Here is a 19,862-nt window from a genome sequence, read left to right on the forward strand (position 1 = left end):
TTAAAAGTTGTAAAAAGTGTTGCAAATTGACGATATGAGTCGCTATAGTGCTTGTTTATGGAAGACAACGATCAACAGTATTCAACAGCTGACAATAAAGCTACTATTGCTGAGCCAGCTTTTCGTTACAATGCGCAGCTCGCACAATATATTGAGCAGCGCTGGCAAAAGACTTGGGACGAGCAGGGCACGTTCTGGGCTGCTAATGTTAAGGGCGATTTGAAGGATGGCGAAGGCAGATTGGCTTGTGGCCGTCCTTCTTTCTTTGCAATGGACATGTTCCCTTATCCTTCTGGAAAGGGCTTGCATGTTGGACATCCTCTTGGATATTTGGCAACGGATGTTGTGAGCCGATATCACCGTATGAAGGGTGAGAATGTTCTTCACGCGATGGGCTACGACGCTTTTGGACTTCCTGCAGAACAGTACGCTGTTCAAACAGGTCAGCATCCTCGCATTACTACTGAGGCAAATATTGCGAATATGCGCAGGCAGTTGCATCGCATGGGATTGAGCTTTGACGATCGTAGATCTTTTGCAACTATTGATACAAACTACGTTCGTTGGACTCAATGGATTTTCTCGAAGCTTTATGACGCTTGGTATGACCCTGATTTTGTACGCAAAGATGGCGGTAAAGGTTCTGCTCGACCAATTGCTGAGTTAGTTGATGAGTTTAAGAGCGCAAAGCGCGAAATTCATGGTTTTGCTGACAAAAAGTGGGAAGAACTCAATAAAGTAGAGCAAGCGGATGTGTTGAATGACTTCCGCATTGCTTACATTTCTAAGTCTCCTGTAAATTGGTGTCCAGGATTGGGAACTGTGCTCGCAAACGAGGAAGTTACTGCAGAAGGTAAATCTGAGCGCGGAAACTTCCCAGTATTCCAGCGCAATCTTCGTCAGTGGTCCATGCGAATTACAGCTTATGCTCATCGCTTGGTTGAAGATTTGGATACTATTGATTGGCCAGAAAAAGTTAAGCTTATGCAGCGAAACTGGATTGGCGAATCTCACGGTGCTTCCGTGCATTTTGAAGTTGAATGTGCAGATGGTGAAACGCGCGTTTTGGAAGTATACACTACTCGTCCAGATACGCTTTTTGGTACAACTTTTGCTGTTGTTTCTGTAGATCACCCGATTCTTGAGCACGTTCCAGAAGCGTGGGAAGCTAGCGTTCCAGAAAGCTGGAAGGGTGGCTACGCAAGTCTTAAGGAAGGATTGGCAGAGTATCAGGCTCAAGCTCGTGCTAAAACCGCTAAAGATCGTACGGAAGATGCTGGTGCAAAAACTGGCTTGTTTACTGGTCTTTACGCAATTAATCCTGTAACTGGAGCAAAACTTCCACTGTTTGTTGCAGATTATGTGCTTATGGGCTACGGAACGGGCGCAATTATGGCAGTTCCTGGCGGCGATCAGCGCGATTATGATTTTGCTAAAGCTTTCGGCTTGCCTGTAATTTACACTGTTAAGCCTTTGCCTGATTCTGACGAAAAGTTAGAAGATTATGATGGCAAAGCTCCGTTTGTTTCTCACGATGGAATTGTTATTAACTCTTCTGTGGAGCATACTTATAAGCTCGGTGACGCTTTATCTATTAACGGTTTGCGCGTAGATGAAGCTATTAAAAAAGTGACAACTTGGCTTGAAGCAGCAGGCGTAGGCGTTGGTAGAGTTTCTTACAGACTTCGCGATTGGCTGTTCTCTAGGCAGCGCTACTGGGGAGAGCCTTTCCCAATTGTTTACGACGAGAATGGTGTTGCTCACTTGGTTCCAGATTCTGAGCTTCCAATTGCATTGCCAGACGTTCCAGATTATCAGCCAAAGACTTACGCTCCAGACGATGCAAATTCTGAGCCTGAAGCACCTTTGAGCCGAAACGAGGATTGGGTAAAAGTTCAGCTCGACCTTGGCGACGGCGTAAAAACCTACTATCGCGACACCAACACTATGCCAAACTGGGCTGGTTCATGCTGGTATTACATGCGTTACTTGGATCCAAACGACGCTGAGCATATGGTTGACAGCGACGAATACGACTATTGGATGGGTACGAATCGACCAGGCAAGGAACATGTTTCTGGAGGCGTTGACCTTTATGTTGGAGGCGTAGAGCATGCAGTTTTGCACTTGCTTTACTCGCGCTTCTGGCATAAGGCGCTTTACGACTTGGGTTACGTTGATTCTGCTGAGCCTTTCCATCGCTTGTTTAACCAGGGTATGATCCAGGCTTACGCTTACACGGATGAGCGCGGGCAGTACGTGCCAGCTGATGAGGTTGAGGAAGGCGCTAATAACGGCGCTGGTGAGCCAACATTTACTTGGCATGGCGAAACCGTGAATCGCGAGTTTGGAAAGATGGGCAAGAGCCTAAAGAATATTGTGACTCCAGACTACATGTACGAAAACTACGGTGCAGACACGTTCCGCTTGTATGAAATGAGCATGGGGCCACTTTCTGAATCTCGCCCATGGAATACACGTAACGTTGTTGGAGGCATGCGATTCTTGCAACGCTTGTGGCGTAACGTTGTAAACGAAGAAACTGGCGCTTGCGTAGTAACAGAAGATGCTTTGGACGAAAAGACGCTAAAGCTTCTTAACAACACGATTGCAGAAGTAACTGTAGAAATGGAAGCAATGCGTCCAAACACTGCGATTGCTAAGCTGATTGTGTTGAATAATCACTTAACGTCTCTGCCTCACGTGCCTCGCGCAGCAGTTGAGCCGCTTGTTCTTATGCTTTCTCCAATTGCACCGCATATTTGTGAAGAAATGTGGAGCAAGCTTGGACATGCTAAGTCGATTGCTCACGCAAATTGGCCAGTTGAAGATTCTCGCTACGTTGGTGCGGATACTGTTACAGCTGTTGTGCAAATCAAGGGCAAGGTTCGCGCAAAGCTTGAAGTTGACCCGAATATTGATGCTAGTGAGCTTGAAAAGCTTGCTTTAGAGGCCGTAGCTGATCGATTGGGTGGAAAGAAGCCGCGCAAGGTGATCGTGAAAGCACCAAAGATTGTGTCTATTGTGCCAGATGAAAGCTGAAACTCAATGTTTTCTAGGTAAAATAGCCTTTAACCACATTGGTTAATTTTACTTGAAAGATGCTTATCTTCATTTAATAGTGGAGGTAAGCATCTTTTTTTTTATTTAACAATCAAAGATAAATAGGCTGAAACGAAGGAGGTGGTTAAAATGAACAAAAACAATAGTAACGTTCTAGAAAGATTTGCAGCTATTGATGCTTTAAATAATAATTATGAAAATTCAAATTATTTGCAAAATACTTTGAATGATGATTCTAAAAATCGCATATTGGCACAAGAGAAAAACAATTCTATAGATTATCAGCTTGCTGATTTTTGCATAAGCTCAAAAGATTCTGCTTCAAATATTGATAATCTTAATAAACGAAATAATTTTGAAACAAGAAATCTCGTTAGATTACGAATAAAACCAGTACATGCTTTGTCTATTATGCTAATTCTCGTAGTATTCTTAGCATCAAGTTTAACCATGCTCATATGTCAATCTAGAACTTATAACAAGATTTATTCTTATCAAGCACAGAGAGAATCTAAAGTTAAATCTTTAAGTAAAAAATTTGAATCAAATAATAAAGATGATGATGAATATAGCAATGATTCTAAAGAGGATTCTAAAAAAGACTTACATACAAATGAGACTAAAGATTTAACTGTTAAAAATAAAAATGAAGATTTTAGTGATAGCACGCACAAAATTAATGAAAATGATATAAGCAAAAATAATAGTGTCAACAAAGATAAAAGCGGTTGCATAAATATAAACACAGCAGGGTTGGAAGAATTACAAACTCTAAAAAGTATAGGGCCAAAAATGGCTCAAAGAATATTAGATATGCGTAAAAAGTTGCGTGTTTTTAAGCGGGTTGAAGATCTTATGCAAGTTAAAGGAATTGGGCAAAAGACTTTTTTAAAACTTAAATCAGCGACCTGCGTTGGGTAAAATTATGTGATTTTTAAGGTTGGAAAATGAAAGAATTATATTGGGATCTTGAAAATGGAAACAAGGATTTTAGGCTTGTTCCTATTGCGTTTAGCGTATGGTTTGGTTGCTTATTCGCTCGATTTATAGTTGATTCACAACAAGATTTTTTCTGTATGATAATCGCAATATTATCATTTGCTCTTTTGTGCTTTTATACTATTTTTTCAATGGGAAATTGCATTTTTACGTGCCGCTTAAAGAATACAACTGATTACAAAAGTCGCATAAAATTAAAGTTTTATGAGTTAATTAAAAAATTAAAAATAATAGGATACAAGCATGCTTTTTTAACAAGTCTTTGTGCGTTTCTAGCAGCTTTTATAATGTGTTCAATTATTCTAAACATAGAACATATGGACCCTGTTTTTAATGCTATTAAAGATCTAAAGCAAAGTGATACAGAATATAAATTTAATAGAAAAAACGATGTTCAATCCATCAGATTGCTTATGGATATAACGTCTCCTCCAAGAGTATCGCAATCCTTTAAGGGGGATTGCGTATTAAACGTGAATGTAAAACAGATTGAAATTATGGATAAAGAAAAAGTTATTAGTAGGAGTAAAAGCTTTGTGTCTGCTAAACTTTACGCTTTTAATCCAGATTGCAAAATAATGAACTACGGATACAAGATAAGTAGTTTTGGAAAAATTTCGATTTCAAAATTTGACTCTCATGCGATAGAAATTCAAGTTCCTAAAGCAAACAAAACAGATAAAACGAAATTATATAAAGTAGAAGTTATTGAAAAAGCTAATCTTTTTAAGACATTACTAAATACATTGTGGAAAGAATTTTACAATGTGACTAGTTCTTTAGATGAACAGGGTCAAATGCTTGTTCCTGGTCTTACTGTAGGACTTTTGGGGCAAGAGCATTTAAGTGATGTAGAAGATTTACGAAAAGATAGTATCGATAGCACTTATGCGAACACTATGAAACAAAGATTCAAAATAGCTGGAATAATGCACCTTATGGCGGTTTCTGGAGGACATTTTTTGCTTTTATCTTGCGTTATTCGTAAGACATGTGCTTTTTTGCTTTTGTCAAGAGTAGTGAGCGCAATATTTGAAGCTTGTGGTCATATTTTTTTATCGTGTATTGTGTATCCGTCGGCATCTGTTCTTAGAGCGCTTATAATGGGTTTAATTTCTGCTGGAGCATTAATGTTTTCTAGACAATACCAGTCTGCTAGTGCCTTAAGTATAACTGTTATAAGTGTTCTTTTTATTTGTCCAAAATATGCATGGGATTATTCGTTTGCTCTTTCTGTTTGCGCAACTTTTGGAATAATTGTTTGTGGAATGCCTTTAAGAAGAATCTTTTTAAGATATGTGCCGTTTAGTCTTGCAAGCGCATTAAGCATAACGTTGTGTGCACAGTGTTTTACGCTTCCTGTACAAATATTAATGCAGCCACAAGTATCTTTTATATCTGTTATAGCAAATTTAATTGTTGCTCCTTTTGTTGATTTTGCAACAATATTTGGTCTGCTTTCGCTTATATGCGCTAATTGGAGTTATTCTATTTCTCTGATTTTTGCCACAATTTCATCTTTTGGAACAAACATTATGGCAAATTGCGCATGGTATTTGGGAGATTTACAAATTGGAACAATACCTTGGATTAATGGATCTTTAGGTGCGTGGCTAATCGCGTGCGCTGAATTCGCTATCTTTTTATTAGCACTTATCATAAATAAATATTTTAGAAAAAGTGAATCATATAATAGTTTAAGGATATTTTTACAAGTTAAGTCAAATCGTTTTAAGCAGCTTATAAATGATTCAACAAAACTTTTTGAATGATTAAGTGTTTTAAGTTTTATATAGTTTGTACAATTAATAGGCGTGCAAAATTAAGCGGATTAAATAAAAACAAGGATAGTCGCGTTAGTTAAATCGTGAGAATATAAATATTCTTAAGGAGTACGTATGCAAGCGTTAAAAAAATTTGCGCCATTTACAGTTGTGGTTGGCGGTGATGCGTATTTAAATGATTTAAACGCGCGCGACTTAAAAACTCGCATATTAGGCTCCTACCCAGATGCAGATGTTATAAATTTAGACGCATTAAATGCCGATAAATATGCTTTTATAACTGCTACAGGTCCATCACTTTTTTCTAGTGGAACAATTGTTGTTATTAATAATCTTGAACAAGCTAATGAAGATTTAGTCGAAGCAATAATAGGGTTTTGTACTAGAGAATCTAAATCTAATAACAATGATTGTTGGGTTATTGCGCGCCACGAAGGAGGTGTTAAAGGAAAGTCAATTGTTACAAAACTTGAAAAAGCTGGAGCAAGTAAAATAACTGTTCCAGATCTTAAAAAAGATGATGCAAGATTGAATTTTGTGCTAAGTCTTTTTGAAAGGAAAAATCGTAGTATAGAGCCTGCAGCAGCTGGACGCATAACAGAAGTCTTAGGTGGGAAAACCGATCAATTAGCTGCTCTTTGTTCTCAATTGTGCTTTGATTTTGAAGATAACCCAATCACACTAAAAATAGTTGACCAATATTTAATATCAGATCCGCAAGTAACTGGATTTTTTGTAGCAGATAAAGCTGCAGAAGGTAACTATGCTCAAGCTATTCTTGCATCAAGAAGAGCGATTTTACAAGGCGTTGATGCTATAGCATTGATTGGGGCTTTGGCTGCAAAAATGCGAATAATTACAAAGGCTATAGCTGTTAAAAACGGGGAAATTTCTAATGCTCAAGCAAAAGTTAACCCTTGGGCGTTAAAAATGACTATGAGAGATTTAGGTGGATGGAATGATGATGGGATTCGTAAGTGTTTTAAATGTTTAGCGTGGGCAGATGAGCAATGCAAAGGCGGAACAAGTGATGCTGATTACGCTTTAGAAAAATGCATTAGCATGATTGCTTGTCGTGGGCGTTAATGTGAAAATTTTAAAAGCATAAAGTGTTAACACATAGAGCGTTAAAAGTCTAATATGAAAGTGTGTGATTTTGGAAAATCATAATATCAAAAAGCTCGTAATTCCAACTGATTCGTGTATGCGAGATCTTGGAAAAACTATTGCAAAAATAGTGCATGAAACAGATGTTATTTTGCTTTCTGGTCCACTTGGCGCTGGAAAAACAACGTTCGCGCAAGGTTTTGGACAGGGCTTGGGAATAAAAGATCCTATAGTTTCCCCGACTTTTACTATTGCTAGAGAGCTAAAAGGCACATTTTCTGATGGAAAAGTTGCGAATCTTATTCATGTAGATGCTTATAGGCTTGGTGGAAAAGATTATGCTCCAGGGCAAGACACTGTTTCTAGGCTTTTAGATGAGCTTGAATCTTTAGGTTTAGACGAAGCATTGGAAGAACCAGGAGAGGGAAGTGTTGTGCTTATGGAGTGGGGAGAACAGATGGCTGGTGTTCTTGCTGATGTTCGTCTTGAAATTCATATTGATAGACCAATTGATAAAAGTGAGTCGAATGAGTTTACAAGTGAAGGCAAGCGCGTTGTAACGCTTGTTCCAGTCGGAGGAGACTGGTGCGATCGCTTAAAAATTCTTGATTAAGAGTAAGCTAAATTGGTTAGTCAATTTAAGGAACAAAAATGAGCAATACGCTGATTATAGATACGTCATACGGTTCAACAGTTGGAGTTGTAGGTTATAAGCCAATAGTGGAAACGGATTCGCGTACACATGTTGAAAAGTTGCAAGTAAACATTGATTTTGCAGTAAAAAATGCTGGACTAGAGCTTAATCAAATAGACGAGATTGTAGTTGGAGTAGGCCCTGCTCCTTTTACTGGTTTACGAGCTGGACTAGTTGCTGCTAAGGCGATTGCTTTTGCGAATAATGCAAAGATTCTAGGATGCAACAGCTTGCTTCCACAAAGTTTAATGATTCGTTCTGGAGCTTTTGAAGAATCTCTTAAAAATGGCGTTATCTCTAATAGCGAAATAGTCGAAAATAATGAATCTTGCGTAGCTAAACACACGTATGTTCTTTCGCTAAATGACGCTAGAAGACGCCAAGTTTATATGAGTTTATACGACGATAGTGGTTGCGAAGTAATAAAAATGGATATTGATTATCCTGCAAATATTGTTGATAGAGTAAATCAATATTTTGAATCAAATAATATTTGCGATTATTGCGTTTGCGTTGCAGGCCATGGTGTTAAAAAATACGCTGAAGATTGGAAGAAAATCGAGAATATATGCTTAATTACCGAAGTGAGCGCTCTTGATTTAGGCGTAAAAGGATTAGAGATATTTAAGTTGTGTGCAAGTCAAAAAGACGTTATTGAACCGCTTTATTTAAGAAGACCAGACGTATCTGTTCCAAACCCGTTGAAGCACGTTTTGGGATCTGGCGCTGCTACAAAAGTGGCGGAAAAATAGGATTCAAGCGAAGTACACATATGATTGTAGACATAACTCGCTCAAAATATCCAGCTTGTGCATCAAATAGTCAAAGCTGTGCAATAGAGAAAATTGATTATGCAAAATATGAAGCAATAGTTTCTCAAATTGCAAAAATCGAAGCAGACTTGTTTGGACCAGGATGCTGGAACAAGAACATGATTTTGCAAGAGTTACAAGCACCAATGCGCGCGTATTATGCAGATGTTGATCTAAACACAAATACGGTAGCTGGGTATGCGGGATTTTGGTTTGATGGCGACGACGCTCAAATAATGACAATAGGCGTTGCAAAAGAATGTCAAAAGCGAGGAATTGCAAGCAATCTTCTAAAAACTATGATTGAAAATGCAAAATCAATAGGCGCAAAACGAATGCTTTTAGAGGTTAAAGTAAACAATAATCCAGCATTAAAACTGTATGAAAAATTCGGTTTTACAAAAATGGGATTAAGAAAAAGATACTATATGCCAGAAGGAATAGACGCATATACAATGTGCGCACAAATAGACGACTTAGACGATTTAGAAAATTTAGAAGAATCTAGCGAAGCTTATAACAGCGCTAAAAGTGAGGATAATAATGAGCGAAACAATGAATAAAACAAGCGAGCCAATAGTTTTAGGCATTGAATCAACTTGCGATGAAACAGCAGCCGCAATCGTTAAAGGAAGAACATTAGTTTCTAACGTTGTAGCGTCCTCTATGCAAGAACACGCACGATATGGCGGTGTTATACCAGAAATCGCATCGCGCGCGCATGCAGAAGCATTCGTGCCAGTTGTTTCAAAAGCATTAGCAGATGCAAATATGGATTTAAGCGATATTGACGCTATAGCAGTAAGTGCAGGTCCGGGATTAGCAGGATGCTTAGCTGTTGGTGTTTCGGGCGCTAAAGCACTAGCAAGTGCAGCAAAAAAGCCGATTTATGGAATAAACCACGTTATTGGACACATTGCAGTAACGCAATTGCAATTCGGCGATGTGCCTAAAGACGTTCTAGCGCTTATAGTTTCGGGAGGTCACACTTCTCTTTTGCATGTTAATAACATTGCGCGCAGTATAGATGTTGTTGGAACAACATTAGATGATGCAGCTGGCGAATGCTTTGATAAAGTAGCTAGATTGCTTGGATTCCCTTACCCAGGAGGTCCGCATATTGATAGGCATGGGCGTCTTGGAAATCCAAATACGTTAAAAGTTCCGCAAGGACTTACGCAAGGTCGTTCTGGCAAAGAGCATCCTTACGACTTTAGTTTTTCGGGTGTCAAAACAGCTGTTGCGCGCTGGGTAGAAGCTCGCCAAGCACAAGGCTTAGAAATACCAGTTGACGACGTTTGCGCATCTTTAGCAAACTCTGTTGCGGATGTTCTTTCTCGCAAAGCTATGATGGGCTGCGAGCAATACGGTTCAAAAACTTTGTTGATTGGTGGCGGATTCTCTGCAAACTCGCAACTTAGAGAACATCTTTTAGAGCAAGGCAAAGAGCATGGAATTGAAGTTCGTTTGCCAGAGCTTAAGCTTTGCACTGATAACGGAGCAATGGTGGCAATGCTTGGTGTGAATTTGGTGGAAGCAGGCGTTCGTCCGTCTGCTCCAGATTTTGCAATCGATTCAGCAATGCCACTTACAACCGTTAGCTTATAATAGTAAAAGTTGTTCTGAAGATAAGCGAGGTGTTTTGTGTACGAAAGCTATGCACGTAGAGGAGTTTTGCAAGTTGGTGAAAAAATCCAATTCACCGATAGAAAAGGCAAGCGAATCACAGCACAGCTTACTAAAGGCGGAGTTACACAAACCGAACACGGCATTATTTTGCACGACGATGTTATTGGCAAAACTCAAGGCGTTGTAGTAACAACAGTTAGCACAAAACGTGATTTTGAGCGTAGTAATAAGCAACTTGACGCATCTAAAGAATCAAACAAGCCATGGATGGCAGCACGCGCAATAGGCGGATGGGATTATGTAGTTATGCGTCCGCGATTGGCGGATTACGTTTTATCTATGCCAAGAGGCGCTCAAATCATGTATCCAAAAGATATTGCACAAGTGATTTCTTTAGGAGATATTCGCTCTGGAATGCGCGTTTTAGAGTCGGGAGCAGGCTCTGGCGCAATGAGCTTAAGTCTTTTAGACGCTGTTGGTCAAAGTGGTGAGCTTACAACAATAGAGCTTAGGCCTGATTTTGCTAGAATCGCGCAACTAAACGCAACAATTTACTATGGCGAAAAACCAGAATGGTGGAATCTTTTAACTGGAGATTTTGACTCAGTAGCAAAGTCTCTTCCAGAAGGCTATTTTGATCGCATTATGCTAGATATGCTTGACCCTTGGAACAGGCTTGAACAAGCTTATAGAGTTATTGCTCCAGGCGGCGTATTAGTTGCGTACGTAACAACCACAACGCAAATGTCTAGAATGGCACAAAGTTTGCGAGCTTCGGGAGTTTGGACGGAGCCAGAGATTCAAGAAACGTTAGAAAGAACTTGGAAAGCACAAGATTTAGCAGTTAGACCAGATCACGCAATGATAGGTCATACTGGTTTTCTGGTTATTTCGCGCGCAATGGCGCAAGGATTTAATGCGTTAAAAAAGCGCGATCGTGCTACAAAAGATACTGTTAGCGATATTGATGACTTAACTCCCGAAGAGCGCGCAGAACAGTTAGAAGACTTGTCTCTTAGAGATATATCCGATAGAAAGCTTAGAAAAGTCCTTAGAGATTTAGATTTGCAAATCGCACAATTACCTAACTCAAATCCAAAGCCTGATAAGGCTTAACTGAAGACTGAGGAGATTAAAATGGCGGCGTCAATCAAAAAAATCGTTAAAAAAGTAAAGCACGCAAAATATGTGCTGCTACTAATGCGCCACGCAAAAGCACAGCCGCCAACAATGGGAGACGATTGGGGGAGGGACCTTAGCGATAAAGGTTTAAAACAAGCAAAAATCATGGCAAAAGGCTTGCAATCTTTAAAGCTTGTTCCAGACTACATTATTTGTTCAAGCGCAAATCGCACCGAACAAACGATGCACAAAATGCTTAAAAAGTTCGGAGATTCTCCAATAGTAGCGTCAAGAAAAAGCTTATATGATGGCGGAATGCAGTCTGTAATGGATGAGCTTTGTGCGATTAGAAGCGATTCTAGAATAACAATGATTATTGGTCATGAGCCAACAATGTCGATGGCTGCGCAATGGCTCTCTTCTCCAGATTCAGATCCTGATATATTAGGAACAATGCGACTCGGATTAGCTAATGCTTCGATTATTGTTTTAGTATCCGACGTACCTTTTGCATCCTGCGGTTTGCGAGGAGCTAAAGCGTTGGGAATTATAACCCCAAAGGATTTTGAATAGTAAAATACGCATAAATTTGCATAAAATCCTTATAAAATTTGCATAAAATCCACACGAATCATCTGCATAAATCTGCATATAAGTTTAGGTTATAACGACACCCCAAAATAGCTAATGACCTCATTAAGCCAAATGTTTGCTAGGCTGAATCAGGTTGTTAATTATTTGGAGGATATATGCATACTGTTCTTACGTCCGTACAGGGATTCCCACGAATCGGCGCAAATCGCGAGCTTAAAAAAGTTATTGAACGCTATTGGAAAAAAGACGCAACTCTAGAAGAAGTAAGACAAGTTGCAAAAGATTTGCGCAAAAAGCATTGGAAAATCCAAGCAGAATCTGGAATAGAACTTATACCAAGTAATGATTTTAGCTATTACGATCAAATGCTAGACACAGCAATCCTGCTTGGTGCAGTGCCAGAACGGTACAAGAATCTAGAGTTTGAAAATGCAGAAGATACGCTTTTTGCAATCGCACGCGGATATCAAGGTGAACGCGGAGACGTAACAGCGCTTCCAATGAAAAAGTGGTTCACAACCAACTACCACTACATTGTTCCAGAAGTAGAAAATCCGCAAGATTTGCATTTAGCTGGCACAAAACCATTCGACGAGTTCAAGGAAGCAAAAGCACTCGGAATTGAAACAAAACCAGTGTTGATTGGACCATACACCTTCTTAAAACTAGCGCGCACCCCGCAAGCACAAGAATTAGAAGCAAACAAAGAGACGATTGAAGCATTAGCAAACGCGTATTGCAGTATTGTAAAACGATTTGCAAGTCTTGGAGCAAAATGGTTGCAATTCGACGAACCATACTTGTGCTTAGATAAAGAAGATGGCGATTTAAAGATCTTTAGCGATTTATATGAGCCGATTCTTCAAAGCAGACTTGAAAGTGCGGAGAATGCTGAAAACGCAAACAACGTTAAAATTTTGCTTAACACGTATTTTGGCAATATTTTAGACTCGTACAATACACTAAACGATTTGGCATTTGATGCAATTGGCTTAGATTTTGTAGAAGGCAAAGAAGAAAACCTTGAAGCTTTGCAAAAATATGGAGTAAACGAGAAAACAACTATTTTTGCAGGAGTTGTAAACGGCAGAAACATTTGGAAAAATGATTACGCGCAAAGCCTTGGCTTGCTAGATGCTTTGCAAAAAAATGTTACTAATCGCATAGCTGTTTCCACTGCATGCTCGCTTTTGCATGTTCCATTTAGTACGGATGGAGAAGAGCTTGGCGAAGAAGTATTAAAGCATTTTGCGTTTGCTGTAGAAAAGTTGAAGGAAGTAAGCGAAATCGCTAAGCTTTGCGTTTTGAATGATGATGAGCTTAAAAATAGCGAGGAATTAGCGCAAAATCAGGCATTATTCGATGGGTCTAGAGTAAAAGTAGACGAAAATGTTAAAGCGCGAATCGCAAGTCTTAAGCCAGAAGATTTTGAGCGAAAGCCATCTCGCGCGGAGCGTCAAAAATTACAAAAAGAAGCATTAGGATTGCCTGATTTGCCTACAACAACTATCGGATCCTTCCCTCAAACAAAAGAAATAAGATCGATTCGAGCGCTTTATAGAAAAGGCGAAATTAGCAAAGAAGAATACAACGCGTTTATTGCCAAGCAAATAGACGAGTGCATAGAACACCAAGAGCGCATTGGCTTAGACGTTCTTGTGCATGGCGAATTTGAGCGAAACGACATGGTTGAATATTTCGGCCAGCATTTGCACGGATTTAAGTTTACAAAAAACGCTTGGGTGCAGTCTTATGGAACTCGATGCGTAAAGCCTCCAATCGTTTGGAGCGACGTTTCTAGAGCGCAGCCAATCACAGTAGAGTGGAGTGCGTATGCTCAAAGCCGCACAAACCATGTCATGAAAGGCATGCTAACGGGGCCTGTTACGATTCTTAACTGGTCTTGGCCTCGCGAAGATATTACGCACGAAGAGCAAACTCAGCAGCTTGCTCTTGCTATTCGAGATGAAGTCTTGGACTTGGAGCGTGCTGGAATTCGCGTAATTCAAATCGATGAGGCAGCGCTACGAGAAAAGCTTCCGCTTAGACGTTCGGATTGGCATAAGAAGTATTTGGACTGGGCGATTGCAGCTTTCCGTCTTGTGCACTCTGCTGTAGCTGCTACTACGCAAATCCACACTCATATGTGCTATTCGGAATTCAACGACATTATTCGAGACATTGATGCAATGGATGCGGACGTGATATCGTTTGAAGCTTCGCGCGGAGATCTAGTTGTTTTGGACGCTATTCATAACGCGAACTTTGAAACAGAAGCTGGCCCTGGTGTTTATGACATTCACTCTCCTCGCGTTCCTAGCGAAGATGAGATTGTTAACAGGATTCACGAGATTTTGAACAAAATGCCAGCAGACAAGCTGTGGATTAATCCAGATTGTGGCTTGAAAACTCGCGGAAATGCAGAAACTTGGGTTAGCTTGCAAAATCTTGTTTCGGCAGCTAAAAAAGTTAGAAGCGAATTGGGCGGTAGTCTAAAATGACGTACAAACCAAAGTTTTCGCTAGAGGTGTTTCCGCCTAAAAGAACATCTCCAATAGGTACGATTTACGACACTTTAGATGGCTTAAGGGGATTGGATCCAGATTTTATATCTGTAACTTATGGAACTGGAAAATCTTCAGATCGAACTGCTACTGCTAGAATAGCCAACACTATTCGATCGGAGTATGGCATTAAAACTGTTGCTCACTTAACAGCAAGATACTTGGATTATGACGATGTTGACGAAGCTCTAGATATGTTTGATAAAGCAGGCGTTAGTGGCGTTTTAGCTTTGCGCGGAGACGTTATTGAAAATCAGAATGCTGCTGGAGTATTTAATCACGCAAGCGATTTAGTATCATATATTCACTCAAAGCGCCCAGATTTGCCTATTTTGGGTGCATGCTACCCAGAAAAACATCCAGAAGCTGCTACTTTGCAAGAAGACATCGATAATCTAAAGCGAAAAGTTGATGCTGGAGTAACTCACTTGATTTCGCAACTTTTTTACAATAATGATGACTTTTTGCACTTTAGGGATTTAGCTAGAAAAGCTGGCATTAACGTTCCAATTGAAGCTGGAGTTATGCCTGTTGTAAACGCTAATCAAGTTAAGCGAATGACAAAAATGTGCTCTTCTAAAATAAGTGAGCCAGTTTTAGCAATGATTGAGCGATGGGGAAGTAACCCAGAAGTCTTGCAAGACGCTGGAAGCATATTTGCGTCTCAACAGATTAACGATTTAGTTGCGGAAGGCGTAGATGGAATACACTTGTACACAATGAATCGTCCTGGCGTTACCAGAAGCATTTGGTCAAACGTTAAGCCACTTTTTACTAAGATAGTGTAAATTTGTAGATTTGTGGTGCAGTGCAAGGATCATGTTGTACTGCACCACAATGTACAGTGGCGTTATGAGCAGTCAAAAAAGCAGTAATAGCGATCTAGATCATAATTTAGGCACTGATTTAAAACAGCATGCGGATTTTAATTTAAGTTTTGCTAAAGAAACTGACTTATCATACAGAACTCTAGTTAAAGCTGGATTTGCTCGTCCAGAATCTGCTCGTAAAACCATAGAAGATATTTGCAAAAATTGTGAGAATAACTCAATTAATGTGCTCAAAATCTTAGAAAGCATAAATAGAGTAGAAGATCCAGATTACGCAATTTTAGCGTTTAAAGATATATATCAATCTCAGAAAAAAACTGTTGAAAATATTGCGGAGAACTCGAATAATTCATTAATAACAAGCCCACTTGCGTCTTTAATGCAAGTTCTTGGAGCATCTAAATCATTTGCGATGCTAATGAGAACGCACACCGATTTAATAAACGCTGCAGCAAATGACCCAAATCACTTACTACACATGACTTTAGAAGAACGTGTTTCGGATTTACTTCAAGCTATTCAATCTTATAGTGCAACAGTAGTAAACGAAGAAAAAGATGACGCAAAGAATTGCAATTCGTGCACTGTTCCAATAAGTTCTATGCCTTTTGCACAAGCTGTTTGTGTGCTTAGAGCGAGATATCGTCAGCATATTGCCGCAATTATGGCATATGATTTGGCGAGCGCAGACCCTGTAGAATTACAGCCAGACATAAGTCGTAAACTTTCGGATGCCGCGGATGCGGCTCTTGAAGCTGCGCTTGCGATTGCGCGCGGGCAAATTTCTGGATCTTGTTGCTGCAGGTTTGCAATAATAGCAATGGGAAAATTGGGAGCGCAAGAAATAAACTACGTTTCAGACATTGACTTAATATATGTAGTAGAACCAACTAATGGCGTTAAACAAGATGAAGCTTTGCGAGTTGGGTCTTCTATTGCACTTGTTTTGCAAAAAGTGTGTCAATCGGTTGTTATGGGTTGTGCGGAGCCACCATTATGGCAAATTGATACAGCGCTAAGACCAGAAGGCAAAGATGGACCTCTTGTTAGGAGATTGGAATCACATCGCGAATACTACGAAAAGTGGGCAAGTAGCTGGGAGTTTCAAGCATTACTGAAGTCGAGGCCAGCTGCAGGAGATGCGCAGCTTGGTAAAGATTATAGACAAATGGCAGATTCGCTTATTTGGAAAGCGTCTGGTAGAGAACACTTTGTTGCAGATTGCCAACATATGCGACAGCGAGTAGAGTCTTTGATCCCTGTGTCTCAGCGAGATTTAGACATGAAGCTTGGGCGCGGAGGATTGCGAGATGTTGAGTTTACAGTTCAAATGCTGCAGCTTGTGCACGGAAGTGAAGATAAGTCTTTGCGAGTTAGAGATACTCTAGGCGCGCTTAACGCACTATCTGCTGGAGGATACGTTTCTAGGTCGCAAGCTGCAATTTTGGCAGAACACTACCGTTTTGAGCGTGTTCTTGAACATCGCCAGCAAATGTGGAGTATGCAACGCACTCATTTATTCCCAGATTTAGGTGCCCAAGGAAATGGTGGATTAGATCGCGCTAGAAGCATTAGTGCGGAAGAGCTTAACAATAACGAACAAATCAGGCGTCTTGCTAGAACTGTTAGACTTAAGCCAGAAGAGCTTGTTGCACGATTCGACAAAGCGCGCCGAGAAATTAGGCACTTGCATAAAGATATTTACTACCGTCCAATGCTGCCAATCAATGCGCAAACGGATGCGGATCCTATTGTGTTGTCTGCAGAAGCTGCTCGCGCTCGCTTTGCATCAATCGGTTTTGCTGATGCAAAAGCTGCACAAATGCATGTTGAAGCGCTTACTGATGGACTTTCACGTGCTGCTAAAATCCACAGAATTTTGCTCCCAGCAGTGTTGAAATGGCTTGGAGAAGGGCAAAATCCCGACATGGGTTTGCTTGTTTTCAGGAGACTTTCCGAGCGTTTTGGTGGAAAAAACACGTATTTAGGGTTTTTGCGTGATTCTCCTAGTGCGGCTCGCAGGCTTTGTCATGTTTTGTCTGATTCGCGTTATTTAGGCGATGCAATGATGAAGTCTATACAGTCAATAACTTGGCTTGGAGACGATTCGGCTCTTACACCTAGAGGCAGAGAAAGTCTAGATATGCAAACGCGAGCAATGGTGGCAAGATATTCAAGCAGTATTGCGGATTTTGCACAATTTTTGCGCGCTTTAAGAAGGCAAGAAATTGAGCGAGTAGCTCTTGCTTGGATGTGCGGGATTATCGACGATGATACTTCGATGCAAGCGATGAGTGATGTGTTTGATGCTGTACTTGATGCTGCTCTGCAATGGTCTATGAAAGATGCGTCTTTAAAAATGGGCTTAGATGAGAGCAAAGCTTCGATTGCCATTATTGCACTAGGACGTTATGGCGGAAGGGAAGTTAACTTCTGCTCGGATGCGGATATGATGGTTGTTTATAAGCCGACGGCGAATGATGATGATTGCAAGATTGAATATGATTCCGTATCTGATCTTGCTCACCGTTTCGCGCAGACTACTGTAGACATATTGCGCAATATTCTGCAAGGTCCTCTTACTTTAGAACCAAAAATCATGGTCGATTTAGATTTGCGACCAGAAGGTAAAGATGGTCCGCTTGTGCGTTCTCTAGAATCGTGTGAGCATTATTACCAAAAGTGGGCTAGTACGTGGGAAAATCAAGCACTTTTGCGCGCACGTTTTGCTGCAGGGTCGAAAGATTTGGCAGATGATTTGTTAAGCGGAGTAGTAAACGACTTGCGATATTCACCAGATCCTCTTAGCGAATCTCAATTGGCGGAAATTCGTAAGCTTAAAGCGCGTATGGAAGCAGAACGCTTACCAAGAGGCGTTAGTAGAGACAGACATTTGAAGCTTGGTCGCGGTGGTTTAAGCGATGTTGAGTGGACTGTTCAGCTTTTGCAATTGCAATATGCTGGGAAACACGAGTCTTTGCGCGTAGTTGGCACAATGCAAGCGTTGAAAGCGCTTAAAGAATTGAATTTGATTGAAGATGAAGACGCAAATGTGCTAGAAAAATGCTGGCATATGTGTTCTGCAGTGCGAAATGCGAACTTCTTGTGGTCTGGTTCCTTGGAGCGCGCGGATGTTATCCCAACAGACTCTTATTCTTTGGGTGGAATCGCCACTTATCTTGGGTACGATCCAAACCAGGGTCGCGTTTTTGAAAACGATTTAATGGCTGTTATGCGTCAATGCCGCGAAGTCATGTCTCGTATTTTCTACTGTCGCTAATATTTAGAAACATTTTTATTGTGTCGCTAAGTCTGACAAATCGTGTACAATCTACAAGGTCGCGTGTGGTCGCGGTCGTTTGCCAACTAGCGAAAGGTAAGCGGTTCTATTATGACGAATGTATTTTCTGATTCTTCTAATCAAGTTTTTTCTCGTTGCGCAATTGCTCAATCGTTAGCAAACAAAAGCGTTGTTACTTTAGACGATATTTCCACTGCGCAAATACGAATGCTTTTAGACAAAGCCCGATATATTGACGAGCACAGAAAAGAAGTGGCCCACACTTGCGATGGCAGAGTGTTGGCCACTCTTTTTTATGAGCCGAGCACGAGAACGCGACTAAGCTTTGAAACAGCAATGCTTCGCTTAGGTGGAAAGGTGATTGGTTTTGCAGGCGCTCAGCTTTCTAGTGCAAGCAAAGGCGAAACGGTTAGCGACACTTTAAAAGTGGTGTCAAATTATGTAGATGTTGTAGCTATGCGTCATCCTAAAGAAGGTGCTGCATTTGTGGCGTCGCATGCAGGAAGTGTTCCTGTTGTTAACGCAGGAGATGGTGGTCATATGCACCCTACTCAAACTCTTGCAGATTTAGCTACAATTCTTGCACGATTTGGCAGGCTGAATAATTTAACAGTTGGTTTATGTGGAGATTTAACATACGGCCGCACTGTTCACTCGCTTATTGAAACTTTATGCCGCTTTGGAAACGTTCACTTTGTGCTAATTAGCCCAGATGAGCTTAAAACTCCTCAGTACGTAATCGACCGCATTAATGATACACCTTCGTGCTCTTACGAAGAAACGCGCAATTTGATGGAAGTTATTGGAAGTCTAGACGTTCTTTACATGACTCGCGTGCAAGAAGAGCGTTTTACAGATCGCGAGCAATACTTGCGACTTCGCGACACTTACATTTTGACAGAAGAAAAATTGCAAAAAGCAAAATCTTATATGCCAGTGCTTCATCCACTTCCTAGAATTAACGAAATTGCTGTTGATGTTGATGACGATTCTCGTGCGGCATATTTTGAACAGGTTAAGAATGGCATGCTTATGCGAATGGCATTAGAAAGCTCTGTTCTTGGAGATGATCTTCCAGGATATGAACCGACTGATTTTGTCAATGTTCCTAAAGATGAGTTGGAAGCTTACGATGCTCATGGAATTTCGTTGGCTAATCCTCGCGTTCACATATCTGACGAGAATGCTCCAGAAAATCTTATATGTCCTAACTCTCGTTGCATAACAAATAGTGAGTTGACTCTTAAGCGTAGATTCTATAAAGCTGAGTCAGATAGACATGAGTATCATTGCTTGTATTGTGATGAAGAATTGCAGTGAATCCAAGTAGAATATACGTAAATAATATAATTCAAAATTAAAA

Annotated in this window: 14 protein-coding genes; all 14 read left to right on the forward strand. The window is 40.4% G+C overall.

Annotated elements, in window-relative coordinates; translation table 11 throughout:
* Window positions 1–57: 57 nt before the first annotated feature.
* Window positions 58–3,042 carry a leucine--tRNA ligase gene (leuS, locus tag HXT24_RS04430; protein ID WP_422119235.1) on the forward strand — a complete coding sequence of 995 codons (2,985 nt, stop codon included), beginning with the start codon at window positions 58–60 and terminating at the stop codon, window positions 3,040–3,042.
* Between the two features lie 150 nt (window positions 3,043–3,192).
* Window positions 3,193–3,984 carry a ComEA family DNA-binding protein gene (locus HXT24_RS04435; RefSeq protein ID WP_422119236.1) on the forward strand — a complete coding sequence of 264 codons (792 nt, stop codon included), beginning with the start codon at window positions 3,193–3,195 and terminating at the stop codon, window positions 3,982–3,984.
* A 26-nt stretch (window positions 3,985–4,010) separates the two neighbouring features.
* Entirely contained in the window at window positions 4,011–5,834 is a 1,824-nt protein-coding gene (locus tag HXT24_RS04440; protein WP_422119237.1) for a ComEC/Rec2 family competence protein, read from the forward strand.
* Between the two features lie 126 nt (window positions 5,835–5,960).
* Window positions 5,961–6,932: a DNA polymerase III subunit delta gene (gene holA / locus HXT24_RS04445; RefSeq protein ID WP_422119238.1), complete on the forward strand. Its 972-nt coding sequence runs from the start codon at window positions 5,961–5,963 to the stop codon at window positions 6,930–6,932.
* A gap of 64 nt (window positions 6,933–6,996) precedes the next feature.
* Window positions 6,997–7,566, forward strand: coding sequence for a tRNA (adenosine(37)-N6)-threonylcarbamoyltransferase complex ATPase subunit type 1 TsaE (tsaE, locus tag HXT24_RS04450; protein ID WP_422119239.1), 570 nt, complete (start codon window positions 6,997–6,999; stop codon window positions 7,564–7,566).
* 38 nt (window positions 7,567–7,604) lie between these two features.
* Window positions 7,605–8,399 (forward strand): tRNA (adenosine(37)-N6)-threonylcarbamoyltransferase complex dimerization subunit type 1 TsaB, encoded by a 795-nt coding sequence (gene tsaB / locus HXT24_RS04455; protein WP_422119240.1) that lies wholly within the window; start codon window positions 7,605–7,607, stop codon window positions 8,397–8,399.
* Between the two features lie 20 nt (window positions 8,400–8,419).
* Entirely contained in the window at window positions 8,420–9,022 is a 603-nt protein-coding gene (gene rimI / locus HXT24_RS04460) for a ribosomal protein S18-alanine N-acetyltransferase (protein ID WP_422119241.1), read from the forward strand.
* Window positions 9,003–10,067, forward strand: a complete 1,065-nt coding sequence (gene tsaD / locus HXT24_RS04465; protein ID WP_013399577.1) for a tRNA (adenosine(37)-N6)-threonylcarbamoyltransferase complex transferase subunit TsaD — start codon at window positions 9,003–9,005, stop codon at window positions 10,065–10,067. The genes rimI and tsaD overlap by 20 nt, the downstream gene beginning before the upstream one ends.
* Window positions 10,068–10,103: 36 nt before the next feature.
* A complete protein-coding gene (locus HXT24_RS04470; RefSeq protein WP_004111782.1) occupies window positions 10,104–11,204 on the forward strand; it encodes a tRNA (adenine-N1)-methyltransferase in 1,101 nt (366 codons plus the stop codon).
* 21 nt (window positions 11,205–11,225) lie between these two features.
* A complete protein-coding gene (locus HXT24_RS04475) occupies window positions 11,226–11,783 on the forward strand; it encodes a SixA phosphatase family protein (RefSeq protein WP_004117220.1) in 558 nt (185 codons plus the stop codon).
* Window positions 11,784–11,959: 176 nt separating this feature from the next.
* Window positions 11,960–14,305, forward strand: a complete 2,346-nt coding sequence (metE, locus tag HXT24_RS04480; protein WP_422119242.1) for a 5-methyltetrahydropteroyltriglutamate--homocysteine S-methyltransferase — start codon at window positions 11,960–11,962, stop codon at window positions 14,303–14,305.
* On the forward strand, window positions 14,302–15,156 hold the full coding sequence (metF, locus tag HXT24_RS04485) for a methylenetetrahydrofolate reductase [NAD(P)H] (protein WP_004111779.1): 855 nt from the start codon (window positions 14,302–14,304) through the stop codon (window positions 15,154–15,156). Before metE ends, metF begins: the two co-directional genes overlap by 4 nt.
* Window positions 15,157–15,205: 49 nt before the next feature.
* Entirely contained in the window at window positions 15,206–18,478 is a 3,273-nt protein-coding gene (locus tag HXT24_RS04490) for a bifunctional [glutamine synthetase] adenylyltransferase/[glutamine synthetase]-adenylyl-L-tyrosine phosphorylase (RefSeq protein WP_422119606.1), read from the forward strand.
* Window positions 18,479–18,589: 111 nt separating this feature from the next.
* Window positions 18,590–19,819, forward strand: coding sequence for an aspartate carbamoyltransferase (gene pyrB, locus HXT24_RS04495; protein WP_116692111.1), 1,230 nt, complete (start codon window positions 18,590–18,592; stop codon window positions 19,817–19,819).
* Window positions 19,820–19,862 lie beyond the last annotated feature (43 nt).

This window comes from Gardnerella sp. DNF00354, from assembly GCF_049262755.1.
Taxonomy (GTDB): domain Bacteria; phylum Actinomycetota; class Actinomycetes; order Actinomycetales; family Bifidobacteriaceae; genus Bifidobacterium; species Bifidobacterium vaginale.

Bases quoted from the DNA above. Each gene is read 5' to 3' on its own strand.
- leuS (WP_422119235.1), top strand. From the start codon at position 58: ATGGAAGACAACGATCAACAGTATTCAACAGCTGACAATAAAGCTACT.
- HXT24_RS04435 (WP_422119236.1), top strand. From the start codon at position 3,193: ATGAACAAAAACAATAGTAACGTTCTAGAAAGATTTGCAGCTATTGAT.
- HXT24_RS04440 (WP_422119237.1), top strand. From the start codon at position 4,011: ATGAAAGAATTATATTGGGATCTTGAAAATGGAAACAAGGATTTTAGG.
- holA (WP_422119238.1), top strand. From the start codon at position 5,961: ATGCAAGCGTTAAAAAAATTTGCGCCATTTACAGTTGTGGTTGGCGGT.
- tsaB (WP_422119240.1), top strand. From the start codon at position 7,605: ATGAGCAATACGCTGATTATAGATACGTCATACGGTTCAACAGTTGGA.
- rimI (WP_422119241.1), top strand. From the start codon at position 8,420: ATGATTGTAGACATAACTCGCTCAAAATATCCAGCTTGTGCATCAAAT.
- tsaD (WP_013399577.1), top strand. From the start codon at position 9,003: ATGAGCGAAACAATGAATAAAACAAGCGAGCCAATAGTTTTAGGCATT.
- HXT24_RS04475 (WP_004117220.1), top strand. From the start codon at position 11,226: ATGGCGGCGTCAATCAAAAAAATCGTTAAAAAAGTAAAGCACGCAAAA.
- metE (WP_422119242.1), top strand. From the start codon at position 11,960: ATGCATACTGTTCTTACGTCCGTACAGGGATTCCCACGAATCGGCGCA.
- metF (WP_004111779.1), top strand. From the start codon at position 14,302: ATGACGTACAAACCAAAGTTTTCGCTAGAGGTGTTTCCGCCTAAAAGA.
- HXT24_RS04490 (WP_422119606.1), top strand. From the start codon at position 15,206: ATGTACAGTGGCGTTATGAGCAGTCAAAAAAGCAGTAATAGCGATCTA.
- pyrB (WP_116692111.1), top strand. From the start codon at position 18,590: ATGACGAATGTATTTTCTGATTCTTCTAATCAAGTTTTTTCTCGTTGC.